This is a genomic window from Clostridium subterminale (genome assembly GCF_039521425.1).
GTDB classification, from domain to species: domain Bacteria; phylum Bacillota; class Clostridia; order Clostridiales; family Clostridiaceae; genus Clostridium_J; species Clostridium_J subterminale.
The window spans coordinates 274,422-291,064 of sequence record NZ_BAAACI010000006.1 but is presented as its reverse complement, the minus strand read 5'-3'; the positions used below and the strand labels follow the sequence as shown (position 1 = coordinate 291,064).

The following is a 16,643-nucleotide window of genomic DNA, read 5'->3' as shown; positions in this document are numbered from 1 at the left end:
TTACTCCCACTTTCAAGAAGAGAGGAGTATTAGAGCTGGTAGTCATCGGATAAAATTAGAGTAGGAATTGGCACCTTTTCAGACAAATGAGTCTGAAGGTTGCCGAGGTTTCATAGGGCCTATCCCTCCACCTCTCTTGATAAGAGTTTCATTATTAAATTTTAAATATTATATTTTCCACAAGCAATTTGAAAAACAAAAAACCTCTTTCACTGAAAGAGGTTGTAGCAATCATCTTCTTATCTTTCAGCTCATACTGTAGGATTTAGCACCATATATGTATATGAACACATTGGTTGCTGGGTTTCATAGGGCCTATCCCTCCACCTCTCGTGATAAGTATTATATTAAATATTTTATTACATACTATTATAATGACTATAAATGTCCATGTCAATAACTTTTTTATATAATGTACAATTAAACTAGAATATCAAAGTAAATACTCTATATCTATAGATTTATTAAGGTTACTTGACTCTTTTGCCATATTTAACCTAGAACAATTGACTTTGTTGTTTGATTCCTACTAAACTAATATGCTATAATGAGTTCACTATATTTTAAAATAAGGGGGAATATAAGAATGGACGGGAGCCCCAGTGGCAGTTTTATTCTAATCTTTTTACTAATCTTAATAAATGCTTTCTTTGCATCTGCAGAAATGGCAATTGTATCTTTAAACAAAACTAAACTAAATCTTTTAGCAGATGAAGGTAATAAGAAGGCCTTACTTCTTCAAAAAATTTTAAAGGATCCTAATAATTTCTTATCTACTATCCAAGTAGGAATTACCTTTGCAGGTTTCTTTGCATCTGCTTCAGCAGCTACATCTATTTCTGTAGGCTTTTCAGATACACTATCTGGATTTGGTATACCATACAGTGATAAAATAGCTCTAATTGCAATAACCTTACTTATATCTTATCTAACTTTAGTTCTAGGAGAACTAGTTCCAAAGAGAATAGCTCTTCAAAATTCAGAGAAGGTAGCTATGTTTTCTATAAAAGCTATAGTTCTTATATCTAAATTTACTAAGCCTTTCGTATGGTTTTTATCTTGTTCTACTAATCTTATAATGAGACTCTTTGGAATTAAGACAGATGGTATAGAAGATCAGGTTTCAAGAGAAGAAATCAGAAGTCTTATTGAAATTGGGCAAGAACAGGGTGCTATTAATAAGATAGAACGTGAGATGATTGATGGTATAATTGAGTTTGATGACACCATGGCTAAAGAAATCATGACACCAAGAACTGAAACATACCTATTAGATGTAAATGATTCCATTAAAGACAACATAAGTTATATCCTAAGTGAAAGTTTTTCAAGAATACCTGTCTATGATAATGACTTTGATAATATTGTAGGTGTACTTTATATGAAAGATATATTTGCAAGTATAGTGGAAAAGGGTATAGACAATATTTCTATTAACGATATAATGAAAAAGCCTTATTTTGTTCCTGAGACAAATTCTATTGATAATTTATTCAGAGAACTTCAGACAAATAGGAATCATATGGCTATATTAATAGATGAATATGGTGGTTTTTCAGGTATTGTTACCATAGAAGACATTATTGAAGAAGTAATGGGCGAAATTTGTGATGAATTCGATAATGAGCAACCTGAAATAGAAAAAATAGATGAGGAAAACTATATAGTTAGTGGATTACTTACCCTATCTGATTTGAATGATTTTTTAAATATCTCTTTAGATTCAGAAGTTGCAGATACTATAGGTGGTTTATTCCTTGAAACCTTTGGAACTTTCCCTAAGGACACAAATAACCATCAAGTTCAAATAGATAATGTAACCCTAAAACTTTTAGCCTTAGATGATAGAAGAATAGATAAAATTCATCTTATAATAAATAAAAGTAACAGTGTTGAATTTTAGTTTAAAGTAATTACTTAAATTGAATATAAATTTGGCTATCTAAAAAAACTAATACCATAAAATAATTTTACATTTATATTATTAAGTGCAAATTTATTTTTATGGTATTAGTTAATTATTTTAAGATAGCCTTTTAATAAATTATTCAAATTGAGAATTATATAGTTGACTATAAAATCCCTTTTGTTTTAATAATTCCACATGATTTCCTTGTTCAACTATATTTCCATCATTAACGACTAAAATATGATCTGCATTCCTTATGGTAGAAAGCCTATGTGCAATTACAAAGCAGGTTTTATCCTTCATTAAATTTCTCATAGCTTGCTGGATTTGAACTTCTGTTCTAGTATCAACATTAGAAGTTGCTTCATCTAAAATAAGCATCTTTGCATCTAAAAGCATAGCCCTTGCTATGGTTAGAAGTTGTTTTTGTCCTTTAGATACATTAGCTCCATCATCAGTGATTACTGTATCATATCCCTTAGGAAGCCTTTTTATATATGAATGGATTTTAGCTGCTTTAGCTACTTCTACAACATCTTCCATAGTTGCCTTTTCATTACCATAAGCAATATTTTCAAATATACTTCCTTCAAATAGCCAGGTATCTTGAAGGACCATGGCATAAGCTTTTCTTAAACTCTTACGTGTAACCTGTGATATTGAATCTTCATCTACCTTAATATCTCCTTCATTAACATCGTAGAATCGCATAAGAAGATTAATTAAAGTAGTTTTTCCTGCTCCTGTAGGTCCTACTATAGCAATCATACTTCCAGCAGGTGCATTCATGCTAAGATTCTTAAGAATAATCTTATTCTTATTATATCCAAAGGAAATATTCTCTACCTTCACACTTCCTTCCATATCCACAAGTTCTTTAGCACCTTCTTTATCTGCTACCTCTGATAGCTCATCCATTAATTGAAAAATTCTTTCAGCAGCAGAAAGGGAAGATTGAAATTCTCCCATAATATTAGCCGCTTCATTAATAGGTCCTGAAAATTTTCTAGAATATAGTACAAATGATGATATGTTCCCTAAAGTCATTTGTCCAAAGAGATACATAATAGCCCCGAAAATACTGATAAGAGTTAAAGATAAATTATTCATAAAGTTAACTGATGGTCCAACCATAGAACCATAATAATCGGCACGGTAATAAGCATTTACAGCTTCTTCATTCTTACCTGCAAATTTTTTCTTTGTATTTTCTTCTTGATGATAAGCCTTTAGAGTCTTTTGACCTGATATAAACTCCTCCACCATTCCATTAAGTTCGCCTAATTTTCTTGAACGATTACGAAACATTGGTCTTGTTACTCTTGTTATTCTCTTTGTAAGTATAATGGACATTGGAACTGTAAATACAAATACTAAAACTAACCTTTCAGATATCATAACCATGGACACAAAAGATATTACCACAGTAATTATGCTTGAACAAATACTAACTAAATCAGATGTGAGGGTAGAATTTAAAGTATCCACATCATAGGAAATTTTACTTATAATATCCCCTGTTGCATGAGTATCAAAATATCCTACTGGAAGGGATAATAACCTATCAAATAAATCTTTTCTCAACCTATAGGATATTCTCTTACTAATTTCTAGCATAAGCATTGATAAAATATAAGCCAAAATGGAAGATAGAATATAAAATATAACCATAAGTCCACAGTAGTAATATACCTTAGAAAAATTTACAGCTCCCCTTCCAAGATTAATATTATCTATGGCATAACCTGATAACATTGGTCCAATAAGTGCAAAAATATTAGAACCCATGGATAATAAAATTGCTATAATCATTAATATCTTATATTCAAATAAATAGGACATTACTCTTTTTAAAGTATTCTTTTTTCTATCTTTCATAAATTATTAATGTCCTCCTTTTAACTTTAATTTTCATATCTTACTCTCCCATCTGAGACTTATTAATTTCTTTGTATATATCACAACTTTCAATAAGCTCCTCATGAGTTCCATAACCAACAACATAACCATCTTCTAACACACATATGTGATCTGCATTAAAAATTGAACTAATTCTTTGAGCAATCATTATAGTTGTAGTATCTTTAAAATGTTCTGTAAGATTTCTTCTAAGTACAGCATCTGTCTTATAATCTAAAGCACTAGAGGAATCATCTAAAATTAATATTTCTGGGTGTGCTGCTATAGCTCTAGCTATAAGCATTCTTTGCTTTTGTCCACCACTTAAATCTGCACCTCTTACTGCAACTTTAGTATTAAAGCCTTCTCCCTTGCCCTCTATAAACCCTGTTGCCATGGCATAATCTGCTGCTGAACTTATAGCTTCATCATCTAAAGCCCTTCCAAATCTAATGTTTTCATAAATTGTATCAGTACTTATAAAATCGTTTTGGAATACAACTCCAAACTTTTCTCTTAGCTTCTTCATATCAATGGCTCTAACATCTTGTCCATTTATATAAACTGAACCCTGATCTACATCATAAAATCTCATTAATAGTTTAATTAAAGTAGACTTTCCTGAACCTGTAGCTCCTATAATACCAAGAGTTTCACCTTTTTTAACTCCAAAGGTTATATTACTTACATTTTCTTCTTTGTGATTGTAAGAAAAAGATACATTACTAAATTCAATAGCATAATCAGTTTTTATGCTTGGTATATCTTTAATTACTAATTCTTCTTTTTCATTTAGTATTTCAGTGATACGCTTTGCAGAAGCACTTGCTTTGGAGTAATTAGTAAAAACTCTAGAAATAAATAAAAGAGCATTTAATATTAAAGTTACATATGTTAAAAATGCAATTATTACTCCTGGTTTAATAGCTCCACTATTTACTCTGTAAGCTCCAGCCAAAATAACAAATACTGTTCCTACGTTTAAGCAAAGGTTCATTACTGGATTTAATACAGACATAACCATACCACTCTTCTTTTCTTGAACTACTGTGGCCTCATTTCGCTCATTAAATTTTTTCTTTTCATAGTCTTCTTTTGATAAAGCCTTAATTACACGAATTCCTGTAACATCTTCACGAACCACACGTACAAAATCATCTACTTTTTTCTGAACAATTGAATACATGGGAATACCAACTTTTGAAACGTACATAATAGTGAGAAAAATAATAGGCATTACTGAAATCATTACAAGGGTTAGTAATGGATCTAAAGTCAAGGTTATAATTATTCCACCAATAAGCATTATAGGAGCTCTGATACCAAGTCTTTGCATCATTCCTATCATCTGATGAATATTATAAGTATCAGTGGTGGCCCTAGAAATTAAAGAAGGTAGTGTAAAAGCATCCACTTGCTTATCAGAAAGACAAATCATTTTAGAAAATAAATCATTTCTGACTCTCTCTGTGGTGTCTCTTGCCACCTTTGAAGCCATTCTATTAGCTAATATATTAAAGGTCACTGCACAAATTGCACATAAAAGCATAATTCCGCCCCAAATTAAAATTAAAGATACTTGTTTCAATGGAATAATTTCATCAATCATATAAGACAAAATCCAAGGAATAGCTAACTCTACAATAGTTCCAGTAAACTTTATGGAAAATCCTATAATCATGTTTACTGTATAAGGTTTTAAATACTTAAATATTTGCTTCATAATATTCCACCTATAAAATTAATATATTTCGTTATCCTAAATATATTATATCTTAAAGCTTTTAAAAAATCTATTTTAAAATTCAAAAATTATACTTTAGCAATTTATAGTTCTAAAGGTTTACCTAATAATTTTTAGATGATAAAATAGTAAGAACAAGGAGGTGCCATGTTGAGAGAAATAGATTATATGGCTATAGATGCTGCTAATGATCAGGATCTATTGAATAGTTTCATTGAACAAAATGAATTGTTTATTTTGAAATGCACATCAAGAATAACCCGGAAATACATAACTAAAAGTGATGATGAATGGTCTGTTTCACTTCAGGCATTTGTACAAGCAATTCAAGGTTACGAATTAAGCAAAGGAAATTTTCTTAGTTTTGCTGGGCTTATAATCCATAGACGTCTTATTGACTATATTAGACTTCAAAAAAAATATAACTTAGAATTATCCGTAAATCCTGCCATATTTAATTGTCAGTTAGATGAAAATGAAGATGATAAAGATATTGCACTTGGACTTGCTGTAGCAGAAAAGGTATGCCAAAAAGACAACTATACACTAAAATTTGAGATTGAAGCTGCAAATGAAGTATTTTCCCATTACGGTTTTTCTTTTTTAGATTTATCTACCTGCTCACCTAAAGCTAAAAAGACAAAATCGTCCTGTGCAAAAGTTGTAATATATCTACTTAGTAATCCACTATTAATTAATGAATTACAAAGTTCAAAACAATTACCACTAAAAATAATTGAAAAAAATTTAAATGTACCCCGAAAAATATTAGAACGTCACCGAAAATATATAATAGCAGCAGTGGAGATACTATCCGGAGAGTATCCAAATCTAGCTTACTATTTCAGGTACATCAGAGAGGAGATTAACAAATGAAATCTGTTGTTGTAGAAATCAAGGCTGGCTATGCTGCAGTCCTTTCTGAAGATGGCTGCATATCAAAAATTAAAAATAGAAATTATATCATTGGGCAGGTGATTGAAATTAAAAGTAGCAAGTTTAAAAATATAAATAAATTGGTAATGTGTTCTGCTTTAACAGCTATGATTGCAATTGCAGGAGGCATAACCCTATGGGCCTATAAAACACCTTACTCCTATGTGAGTTTAGATGTAAATCCTTCTATAGAATATTCTTTAAATCGTTTCGACAAGGTAATTAGTGTAACCGCAGTAAATGATGATGGTCAGGAAATTCTTAATGAACTTGAGTTGGACAAGCTTGAAAATCAAAATATTGAAGATGCAGTTGCTGAAACAGTTAATCAAATTAGTGAAGATGGTTATTTTGATAATAGCATTGATAATGACATTGAGGGTGGAATTATTATTGCAACTTCTGGTGAGGATCTAGAGAAATCAGATGAACTTGCTGAAAAATTGCAAAAAAGTTTGGAAAATGAAATTGAAGAAATAGGTGGAGATATTAAACTTGAAACAATAAGTGTTGGACTTGAACGAGTACAAAAAGCAAAAGAACTTGGCGTAACACCTGGCAAATTAAATTTAGTTGAAAAACTACAAAATAGTTCTACAGATCCAGAGAGCATTATTGTTGAAGAGTGGTTAAACAAACCAGTTAAAGATATTATGAGTGCTATTAAGGAAAATAAAAAAGCTAAAGTAGAACAAAATGAAACTTCTGATGAAGATGAAACTACTGAAGAATCAACTACAGATAATGCAGAAGTAGTAGATGAAATAAAAACTGACAAAGCCCTAACTAGAGAAGATGGAAAGACCAATAATACTGAAGTTACTCAGGAAAGATCTAACCAAAAATCTCAGAATAAAGTAGAAAAAGTTACTAACAAATCTGAAAAAACTGAGGGGAAATCTACTAATAAACCTGAAACCACTGAGAAGAAAAACAACAACACTGAAAAGACTAAAGAAAAGACACCTAATAAACCTGAAAATCCAGGAAAAAAAGGTAATGACAAATCAAATAAAAACTAATATTAGTTTTTATATATATAACTAATGATAAAAATGTAATTAAAATATACTAATGATAAAAACATCGTAAAGTACAATAAAAAATACAAAGAGTATGCCCCTAATACCCCCATACTCTTTGTATTTTTTATATGCTTATAAACAGATTTCTTAGCTTTTTTGAAGCTCATGAATCGTTATCCAGGGACGTAACAGCTCTTAACTTCCGATTTGAAAAAGATGGGAGTATTAGAGCTGGTAGCCATCGGATAAAACCATAAATATCCCTGAAACCTCCATGAACGGAACAACTATATAAATAGTTAAATAGTTTCCTATATAACTATTTATATAGGAAACTATTTTTATATCTAATGAAATTTTTCTATTATATCAAAATTAATATTTAAAATATTCTTTTATACATTCAAAGCAAGTATTTATCATAAATTCTATTTCATCCTTATTTATAACATAAGGCGGTATGAAATAAAGCACATCTCCCATAGCTCTTAACAGTAAGCCTTTCCTTAGTGCTATTTTATAAATTTCATATCCTACTCTACTTTGCCAAGGATATCTCTCCTTTGTATCTATATCCTTTACTATTTCAATGGCTGTTATCATGCCTATACTTCTTACTTCTCCTACATACTTACAACTCTTTGCCTTTTCTAGTGTTAGTTCTTTTATTAATTTTCCTTTTTCTTTATTATTCTCTATAATCCTATCTTCTTCAAATATCTTTAGATTTTCTAAGGCAATAGCACATGCCATGGCATTTCCAGCATAGGTATGACTATGTAAGAAAGATTTTCTTTCATAGTAGTCACCGTAAAAACAATTATATATTTCATTAGTAGTCATAACTACAGACATTGGCATATATCCTGCAGAAATACCCTTTGAAAGGCACATAAAATCTGGACTTATATCTGCATGATTACATGCAAACATTTCTCCTGTTCTTCCAAATCCCATGGCAATCTCATCTACAATTAAATGCACATCATACTTATCACAAAGATTACGAAGCTTTTTGAGATAAATAGGTGAGTAAATTTTCATCCCTGCTGCCCCTTGAACCATTGGTTCAACTATTACAGCACTTATCTCCTCATGATTTTCATTTAAACACTTTTCCATAGTTTCAAAGCATTCAGCATTACATTGCTCTCTATTACATCCATATTTACATCTGTAACAATCAGGTCCATCAATCCTAAGAGTATCTAAAAGTAATGGTTTATATATCATGTTAAAAGCATCAATATCACATACAGATAGTGCTCCTAAGGTTTCTCCATGATAGGCATCACTTAAAGCCACGAATTTCTTCTTTTTAGTTTTATTTCTTTGCATATTATAATGAAAGCTCATCTTCAAAGCTATTTCCACTGCAGAAGAACCATTATCTGAATAAAATACTTTATTTAATCCCTTTGGTGTTATAGCTACTAGTTTTTCTGCTAGATCTATAGCTGGTTTATTAGAGAAATTAGCAAAAATAACATGCTCTATATCATCTATTTGATTTTTAATAGCTTCATTAATTCTTTTATTACTATGTCCTAGGGTATTTGTCCACCAAGATGATATACAATCTAGATATTTATTTCCATTGATATCATAAAGCCAGACTCCTTCTCCCTTTTCTATAACTATGGGATTAAGCTCCTCATAGTCCTTCATCTGAGCACAAGGATGCCATATATATTCTAAATCTCTTTTTACATAATCTTTCATATAAACACCTAACTCCTTACTATAATTCTTCCATCCATGTTAAGATATTTTTATCAGTAAATTCATTTTCAGCACAATTTCTTATACTTTCTATATTATTCTCTATACTGTTTTCATCTAGATTTTCTATGGCTTTAAATTTAGCTACTATTTGAACTCCAGTAAGCCTTTCAATAACATTAATATTATCTCTAGTTAAGTAAGTGTCTTCATAATTATTTATGATTATTCCCTTTACCTTAATTCCTAAAGACTGAATACATTTTATAGTAAGTACAGTGTGATTTATTGTTCCCACTCCAGCCCTTGCTACAACTAAGGTGCTCATATTTACTTCCTTAATAAGGTCAGCTAGAGTATATATCTCTTCATCATTATCTATTAGTGGACATATTATTCCTCCACTGCCTTCAGCAATTATAAAGTCATATTTCCCTTTTAACTCTTCATATTTCTCTCTTATTATATTTAAATCTATAGGCTTATCTTCTATTTTTGCTGCCAAATGTGGAGATACCGCTGTCTTATATACATACGGAGTTATATTTTCATAGGATTCATTTAATCCACTAACTCTACTTACTAAATTGGTATCACCAGGGATTAGCTTATCTCCTTTTTCTATAGCTCCACTTACCGCACCTTTAAAATATGTTGCACTGTGACCTTTACTTCTGAGAACATAGAGAAGTCCTGCAGTTATAATAGTTTTTCCTACATCTGTATCTGTTCCAACTATAAATATTCCTTTAGTCATTGTTTCTAACCTCCAACTTAAGCTCACCAATCATTCTCTTATCATCACATACCTTATTTCCAGAAGTAGTTAAATAATTTCCTGTGATTGTGGCATTAGCACCTGCATTAAAGCAACCTTTTCCTAAATCTTCAATAAGATTTCTACCACCTGCCAATCTTATTAAAGCCTTAGGATTTATAAATCTAAAAATAGCAATAGTTTTTAGAATATCCTCTTGAGTTAAATTTTTAGAGCCCTCAAGAGGAGTTCCTTTAACAGGATTAAGTATATTAACTGGAATAGACATGACATTTAACTCTTCTAACTGAAAGGCGAGATTAATTCTATCTTCCCAGCTTTCTCCCAGTCCAATGATTCCTCCTGAACATATAACCATTCCAGCTTCTTTTGCAGCCTTTATTGTATCTATTCTTTCTTCATAACTATGAGTTGTACATATTTCCTTATAAAATTCTTTACTTGTTTCTAGGTTGTGATGATACATTGTTATTCCTCTTTCCTTTAATTTAAGAAAATCATCATATCCAAGTATTCCTAGTGAGGCACATAAATCCATACTTAACTCATTATTTAATTCCTCGTATATATCTAAAATCTTTTCAAAATCACTACCTACAATACCTCTGCCACTTGTAACTAAAGAAAATCTATTTACTCCTTCTGCTTCATTTTCTTTTGCTAGCTTTAATGCTGACTCTTTGGAAACTAGATCATAAACTTCCACATTAGTGTTGTAGTGGGCAGATTGAGCACAGAATTTACAGTCTTCAGAGCATCTTCCTGATTTTGCATTCATAATAGTACAAAAATCAACCTTATTTCCACAAAGAGTCTTCCTTATATTGTCAGCGCTAATGTATAACTGCTCTATATCCTCATTGCTATCTAACTTTGTTAAACTTAGAGCTTCTTGAAAGGTTATACCTTCTCCTAATAGCACTCTTCTTTCTAAATCCTTAATAAAATTTATCATACTTAAAACCTTCTTTCACATTTAATTTATATATCCATTTCTTTTTAATATAGGTATTATTTTTACTGCTACATAAGCTGCAAAAGCTGTTAAAACTAAATCTCCAGCTATACATACTAAAAAGCCATTAAAAAATGCTAAGTATAATGACATAGGTTGTCCTAAATATAAGTTATAGCTGATATAAAGATATATAACTCCAAATAAATAAACAAAAAATAATCCAGCTAAAAGCATTCCCATAGCTTTAGTAAAAGTTAATTCCTTAATTTTTTCTCTTATCTTCCCTATAACGCAGGTAGCTACTATAAATCCTATAAGATATCCAAAAGTAGGTTTAAATATATAGCTCAAGCCTCCACCTTCAGTGAACACTGGTACACCTGCAAGGCCTACCATAACATAAACTATTTGGGATAGTGCACCTAGCTTAGAACCTAAAATAACACCTGCTAAAGCACAAAATAAGTATTGAAGGGTAAATGGTACATAGGGTATTGGAATTTTAATAAATGCACCGATAGCTGTTAAAGCTGCAAACATGGCTACTAAAATTAAGTTTCTAGTATTATTAGTGTTTTTCATAAATCTACTCCTTAAAATATTTATTTTATGGTTTTGATTATAATTAAGAATTTTCACATTGTCAACCATGTTTATAATTATAGTTTACGATATTGCTATAAGTATTTTTTCTTTACTCTATACTAAAAATGCATTAAGTATTATTAGCAAGTAAACAAAAATTAAAGAGCATGCTCTTTATAGAACAATGCTCTCTAATTTATCAAGTTTTATATTTATTATTTTGCATAGGCTCTATTTCAAAATTCTTTGATGATTTCACAAAAGTTTAGCCTGTACCTTAATATTTAACTAATTTTAAAACAGCTTCTTTACTGGAACATAGATTTCCATAACTGTATCTGGTCTGTAATGGCAGCGTTCATCATAAAATTCAAAATCCAATTTACCTTCGTCATAGATATATCCACTATCTTTAAACCATTCTTCAAATATATATCTCCACGTTTCTTTAATTACATCTGAAAATTCAATTTGCTGAGGATCTACAGTGACATCCACTGGTGGAGTAGTAAATACTGCATACTCAGCTTCTGGCACTTCTACTGTAATCATATCACTTGTAACTTTAGAGAAATCCTCCACAATAACTCCTAAAAGATAGCTTACATTTCCTCCTTCATCTGTTGGAACACATAACCCAACTTCTCCATGTTTAGGAGGCTTTAAGATTTCATACATCTTTGATTCTAAATTTTCTCCATCATAATTACTCCAAAAGGATGCAATATCCTTTGTATAGCTTGTTCCTCCAATATTAGTCTTTATTCCATATCCAGCTACCTTAAAAGCTGGCTTTTTAACAATAATAGGATTCATAATATAACCTCCAATTTTAAATGTTGTTTCCTTATTAAAATACCCATCCATTCTAGATACATATTGCGTTGGACTATATCCAAAAGCTTTCCGGAATGCCTTTGAAAATCCACTAGGTGTTTCAAAGCCATATTCAAAAGCAATATCAATAATCTTTCTTCCTTTAAATAATTCTATTGCCGATAATGATAATTTACGCTTTCTAAGGTATTCCATTATGGATACCCCTTTACATAATGCGAACACTCTACAAAAGTGGTTTACAGAATAACCAACGTAATCAGCAATCTCCTTTACAGTAAGAGTCTCTTTAATATTGTTCTCTATAAATTCAATACACCTATCAATATCTTTACTGTAATTCACTTCTATCACAACCTTTTCCCTAGGGTAACTTTATTATATCAAGTCTTTAAAATTGTTGCTGTTCCTATTTTGCTAAAATCTTAAATTTAAAACCCAATATTCACTTTTGAATACTTTAATGGTATATTAATTTTAAAGAAATTCAGTGTTATATTATTAAAAATAGCTTATCAACTCATAAGTAAGGATGTGATTATTCATGAATGAACATGAAAAATGTAATTGCGAAAACTGTCTTCATAAATTATGTGTAGAAAGAGTTCCTATTTTCTCAAGTTTAACTTCTGAAGAATTAAGTAAGGTAGCTATCTTAGTTGTAAAAAGGAAATATGAAAAGGGTGAGCTAATTATAATGGAAGAAAGTTATTTAGAAAATTTAATTATTATAGATAAAGGCAAGGTAAAAGTATTTCGGTATACTATCGAAGGTAAAGAACAGATTCTATATATATTTGATCAAGGTGACTTCTTTGGTGAAAAAAATCTCTTAAATAATCAACAATCCACCTATAATGTTGAAGCACTTGAAACTACTTATATTTGCATGATAAATAAAAATGACTTTCAAAAACTTTTAATTAATTATCCTAAGATAGGAATTAAAATCATAGAAGAATTGTGTACCCGAATGGATAAAATAGAGAGTTCAGTGCAAAATATGGGTACTAAAAACATCGAATGGCGTATAAATTCACTACTTCTTGAATTTGCAGAAAGATATGGAAAAAAACACCCTAGTGGTATTATTGTAGAGCTTCCTTTAAGTCGTGAAGGAATAGCTAATTACATAGGTACTGCAAGAGAAACGGTTAGTAGAAAATTAAGTGTATTACAAGACGAAGGTGTTATTAATATGATAGGAAATAAACGTATTTTAATACTAAATATGAATGCTTTAAAACATTAGAAAGTTGAATATGAATGAATAAGGTTGTCGCAAAGCAAACTAAATCTTAATTAGTATTGTTACAACCTCTTTTTATTCTTTTAAAACTATGACTCCAGTCACAGAATATTTCAGAGAACTAATATATTATAAAGTTATAAGTAAGAAATTTATAAATAATACTGTATTGGAGGAATATATATGAATAAATTTAACAGTTCTCAAACCGTAGGAGAAATTGTTTCAATTATGCCTAAGGCTAGTGAAATTTTCAAACAATATAAAATTGATTTTTGCTGTGGAGGTAATAGACCGCTTACAGATGTACTCTATGAATTACATCTTGATGAAAATCTAATATTAAATAAAATAAATGAGATTTTTGAAGAAAGTAATAATACAAAAGAAGTATCCATAGATTTTAGGGCATTGACATCAAGTGAATTAATTGACCATATTGAAAATACTCACCATGCCTATACTAAGAGAGTACTTCCTGAATTAGGAGAATTAACAACAAAAATAATGCAAGTTCATGGTATAAACCATAAGGTACTGTTCAGAGTCCATAAGCTTTTTTCAATGCTTAAAACTGAGCTGGAGCAACATCTACTGAAGGAAGAACAAATTCTTTTCCCATTAATTAAAAAATATGATAAAAATCCAAGTGTTAAACAACTTCAAAATATTGATGAGGTAATTAATGAAACTGAGGATGAGCATGAAGCTGCGGGGGATATCCTAAAGGAACTTAGAAAAATTACAGATGATTTTAAAGTTCCTAATGACGGTTGTAACACCTACGTTATAACTTTTAAAACTCTTGAGGAACTAGAGGCTGACTTATTCCAGCATATACACCTTGAAAACAATATTCTATTTAAGAGAATAACCTTGGATGTAAACAAACATTTATAAGCAACTTTCTTAAAATCAGCAAATAAAATGTAAAAGCCTAAGAATAATTTATATCCTTAGGCTTTTCTATTACTGCTCTCTACCATATACTTAGGTTCTAACCTTTACTTATTAGTATTGATTTCCTCAACAATTTTATCAATAAGGTCCTCAATCTTAAATCCGGCTCTTTCACTAATCATTTCTATAGTGGCTATAGAAGACATGGTTTTAAATAGTATCGGATTCTTTAATTTATTAAACTTAGGAGAAAGATTAAATAAGAATTCCTTTATAAATGGATATTCTTTCACTAAATCTCCTATGATGGTTTCTTTTTTAATTACATACTTATTTTGTATCTCTACACTATTACTCTCTATATTCTTAGTATCCTGCTTTTTATTACTCCAAGACAATAATCTCTGACTTCCCTCTAAGCCTCTAATTTTAGTGACATCCTGCATCATTTCCAGTACACCCCTAAAATTACCATCTTCATCTCTTACTGCATTATAAATGATATAAATAAACTTACCACCAATCTCTAACCAGAACTCAGCCTCATCTTGCTCTCCTTCTCTAAATGCCCTAATAATTTCTTCTACGGTATCTACACTCTCTCTCGGATGACAGTTCTGAACCTTTCTTCCAATTACACCAGCACTTCTTGGAAATACTCTATGCTTAGTATCACTATAGAATTTTACAATTTCATTCTCATCAACATAGGATAAATCTACTTGAAGGTGTTTAAAAATCAAGTTAATCTGTTCAAGAGTTAACTTACCTTGACTTACATCTAATACTTCACTCTTTGATGATGTATTAAGAATCCCATGTTTTTGTAGGACATTGGCTAAATCCTTTAAAAATTCATTATTTGAAGAGATCTCTTTATCTTTTCTTTCTTCATTTCCATAGAAAGGAGGCTGTTTAATCAGACAATATCCAATCTCATCATCCCCTCTTCTCATTTTAATGAAATCTTCCTCAGAAAGAAGATCCATGGAAGTTGGATAAAGAATTTCTTCTTCTTTTACCATCATATCCTCTACCATCTCAACTACTTCATTCTGAATATTTATAAATTTTTCATCTTCATTATCATCCAAATATCCCTTTGCTTTTTTTATAATATCTTTAATATTATTTTCTAGAGTCCACATAACCTTAGAAGGTTTATCAAATCCTCTACTCTCAAGTGAGGGATACAGTTGGTTTTGTTTTCTCGCAAAATGAATATTAATTTCTTCGAGTTTATCATAGATCTCAGCCCATTGATTCTTTATAAACTTTTTTTCAATCATATTTATAATTTGATTTAAGACAATTCTTATAGCTTCTACCTCATCTAGGTAAGTTCTAATTGGATGCCCTAATGGAACATCTAGTTTATTCCTCACCAACACTCCATCAAAAATTTCTAGAATTTCATCCATTCTTTCTGCTAATACATCATCTGAAATCCCATATTGTTGAAGATATTGTTCACATATAGCAAACTCTTGAGCTGTTACACTTTTAAAGGATGTTTGCATCTCCTTTTTTGCTGCTTGTAAAGATATATTCCCCTTTAGATAATTAAGTTTAATAGTCATAATCTTATCAATTTTTTTACGATCAATTTTCAAGTTTTCTTCCATTTGAATCTTCCCTACTTCATCTTTTGGAGTAAAATAAACATGAAATTCTTCATCACTTATTTTTTCTAAATATTTATCAAAACCCTTTTCTTCCATCATCTTATACATAGGAAAAGGTTCAAAATCCTTAATAACATGTATCCCTTCTTGTGGATTTATATCTTGAAGTGCTTTAGTAATACAATCTTTAAAAGTCTCATGCTCTCCGCGTCCATCGATAGTAATGTAATTAATTTGTTTTCTCATATATTTCCATCCTCTCCATATAAATTTATAATAGCTTAAGTTTACATCTATATTTAATGATAATGATTCGCATTAGTTGATTTTCTTATTCAATTGATAATATTTTTCATTTATAATATATCATCTTTTCTTTATTTATTATGTGATTACTATCACAATACATTAAAATTTTTATACAACTAAAAAAACAAACTGATTCCATAAAACTAATTAATTATCTACATTTTCTC

General features: G+C 30.1%; 13 protein-coding genes and 2 riboswitches. Of the genes, 5 read left to right on the top strand and 8 right to left on the bottom strand.

Annotated elements, in window-relative coordinates; all coding sequences use genetic code 11:
* Positions 1 to 39 precede the first annotated feature (39 nt).
* Positions 40 to 146, bottom strand: a riboswitch (SAM riboswitch).
* A gap of 90 nt (positions 147 to 236) precedes the next feature.
* Positions 237 to 342, bottom strand: a riboswitch (SAM riboswitch).
* 244 nt (positions 343 to 586) lie between these two features.
* Positions 587 to 1,903 (top strand): hemolysin family protein, encoded by a 1,317-nt coding sequence (locus ABDZ93_RS10290; protein WP_343826090.1) that lies wholly within the window; start codon positions 587 to 589, stop codon positions 1,901 to 1,903.
* A gap of 141 nt (positions 1,904 to 2,044) precedes the next feature.
* Here the strand turns inward: ABDZ93_RS10290 and ABDZ93_RS10285 are convergent, their stop codons facing one another.
* Positions 2,045 to 3,787, bottom strand: coding sequence for an ABC transporter ATP-binding protein (locus ABDZ93_RS10285; RefSeq protein ID WP_343826089.1), 1,743 nt, complete (start codon positions 3,785 to 3,787; stop codon positions 2,045 to 2,047).
* Positions 3,788 to 3,827: 40 nt separating this feature from the next.
* Positions 3,828 to 5,531 carry an ABC transporter ATP-binding protein gene (locus ABDZ93_RS10280; RefSeq protein ID WP_343826088.1) on the bottom strand — a complete coding sequence of 568 codons (1,704 nt, stop codon included), beginning with the start codon at positions 5,529 to 5,531 and terminating at the stop codon, positions 3,828 to 3,830.
* Between the two features lie 171 nt (positions 5,532 to 5,702).
* On the opposite strand from ABDZ93_RS10280, the gene ABDZ93_RS10275 reads away from it, so the two are divergent.
* The gene (locus tag ABDZ93_RS10275; RefSeq protein WP_343826086.1) at positions 5,703 to 6,428 is read left to right on the top strand and encodes a hypothetical protein; all 726 of its coding nucleotides are present in this window, start codon (positions 5,703 to 5,705) and stop codon (positions 6,426 to 6,428) included.
* On the top strand, positions 6,425 to 7,510 hold the full coding sequence (locus ABDZ93_RS10270; protein WP_343826085.1) for an anti-sigma-I factor RsgI family protein: 1,086 nt from the start codon (positions 6,425 to 6,427) through the stop codon (positions 7,508 to 7,510). The genes ABDZ93_RS10275 and ABDZ93_RS10270 overlap by 4 nt, the downstream gene beginning before the upstream one ends.
* A 378-nt stretch (positions 7,511 to 7,888) precedes the next feature.
* Here ABDZ93_RS10270 and bioA read toward each other — a convergent pair whose 3' ends face one another.
* From bioA to ABDZ93_RS10245, 5 genes are all read right to left on the bottom strand, one after another.
* Positions 7,889 to 9,235 (bottom strand): adenosylmethionine--8-amino-7-oxononanoate transaminase, encoded by a 1,347-nt coding sequence (gene bioA, locus ABDZ93_RS10265; protein ID WP_343826083.1) that lies wholly within the window; start codon positions 9,233 to 9,235, stop codon positions 7,889 to 7,891.
* Positions 9,236 to 9,254: 19 nt separating this feature from the next.
* Entirely contained in the window at positions 9,255 to 9,992 is a 738-nt protein-coding gene (gene bioD / locus ABDZ93_RS10260; RefSeq protein WP_343826081.1) for a dethiobiotin synthase, read from the bottom strand.
* Entirely contained in the window at positions 9,985 to 10,968 is a 984-nt protein-coding gene (gene bioB / locus ABDZ93_RS10255; RefSeq protein WP_343826079.1) for a biotin synthase BioB, read from the bottom strand. Before bioB ends, bioD begins: the two co-directional genes overlap by 8 nt.
* A 21-nt stretch (positions 10,969 to 10,989) precedes the next feature.
* Positions 10,990 to 11,553: a biotin transporter BioY gene (locus ABDZ93_RS10250; RefSeq protein ID WP_343826077.1), complete on the bottom strand. Its 564-nt coding sequence runs from the start codon at positions 11,551 to 11,553 to the stop codon at positions 10,990 to 10,992.
* A gap of 297 nt (positions 11,554 to 11,850) precedes the next feature.
* Entirely contained in the window at positions 11,851 to 12,738 is an 888-nt protein-coding gene (locus tag ABDZ93_RS10245) for an AraC family transcriptional regulator (protein WP_343826075.1), read from the bottom strand.
* Between the two features lie 199 nt (positions 12,739 to 12,937).
* On the opposite strand from ABDZ93_RS10245, the gene ABDZ93_RS10240 reads away from it, so the two are divergent.
* Positions 12,938 to 13,645 (top strand): Crp/Fnr family transcriptional regulator, encoded by a 708-nt coding sequence (locus ABDZ93_RS10240; RefSeq protein WP_343826073.1) that lies wholly within the window; start codon positions 12,938 to 12,940, stop codon positions 13,643 to 13,645.
* 180 nt (positions 13,646 to 13,825) lie between these two features.
* Positions 13,826 to 14,542: an iron-sulfur cluster repair di-iron protein gene (ric, locus tag ABDZ93_RS10235; protein ID WP_343826072.1), complete on the top strand. Its 717-nt coding sequence runs from the start codon at positions 13,826 to 13,828 to the stop codon at positions 14,540 to 14,542.
* A 104-nt stretch (positions 14,543 to 14,646) separates the two neighbouring features.
* On the opposite strand, the gene ABDZ93_RS10230 is transcribed toward ric, so the two are convergent.
* Positions 14,647 to 16,413 carry a PAS domain-containing protein gene (locus ABDZ93_RS10230; protein ID WP_343826070.1) on the bottom strand — a complete coding sequence of 589 codons (1,767 nt, stop codon included), beginning with the start codon at positions 16,411 to 16,413 and terminating at the stop codon, positions 14,647 to 14,649.
* Between the last annotated feature and the right edge of the window lie 230 nt (positions 16,414 to 16,643).

Excerpts from the sequence above, each read along its gene's own strand:
- ABDZ93_RS10270 (WP_343826085.1), top strand. The coding sequence starts at position 6,425 with ATGAAATCTGTTGTTGTAGAAATCAAGGCTGGCTATGCTGCAGTCCTT.
- ABDZ93_RS10240 (WP_343826073.1), top strand. The coding sequence starts at position 12,938 with ATGAATGAACATGAAAAATGTAATTGCGAAAACTGTCTTCATAAATTA.
- ABDZ93_RS10250 (WP_343826077.1), bottom strand. The coding sequence starts at position 11,553 with ATGAAAAACACTAATAATACTAGAAACTTAATTTTAGTAGCCATGTTT.
- ABDZ93_RS10230 (WP_343826070.1), bottom strand. The coding sequence starts at position 16,413 with ATGAGAAAACAAATTAATTACATTACTATCGATGGACGCGGAGAGCAT.
- bioB (WP_343826079.1), bottom strand. The coding sequence starts at position 10,968 with ATGATAAATTTTATTAAGGATTTAGAAAGAAGAGTGCTATTAGGAGAA.
- bioD (WP_343826081.1), bottom strand. The coding sequence starts at position 9,992 with ATGACTAAAGGAATATTTATAGTTGGAACAGATACAGATGTAGGAAAA.
- ABDZ93_RS10280 (WP_343826088.1), bottom strand. The coding sequence starts at position 5,531 with ATGAAGCAAATATTTAAGTATTTAAAACCTTATACAGTAAACATGATT.
- bioA (WP_343826083.1), bottom strand. The coding sequence starts at position 9,235 with ATGAAAGATTATGTAAAAAGAGATTTAGAATATATATGGCATCCTTGT.
- ABDZ93_RS10285 (WP_343826089.1), bottom strand. The coding sequence starts at position 3,787 with ATGAAAGATAGAAAAAAGAATACTTTAAAAAGAGTAATGTCCTATTTA.
- ABDZ93_RS10290 (WP_343826090.1), top strand. The coding sequence starts at position 587 with ATGGACGGGAGCCCCAGTGGCAGTTTTATTCTAATCTTTTTACTAATC.
- ric (WP_343826072.1), top strand. The coding sequence starts at position 13,826 with ATGAATAAATTTAACAGTTCTCAAACCGTAGGAGAAATTGTTTCAATT.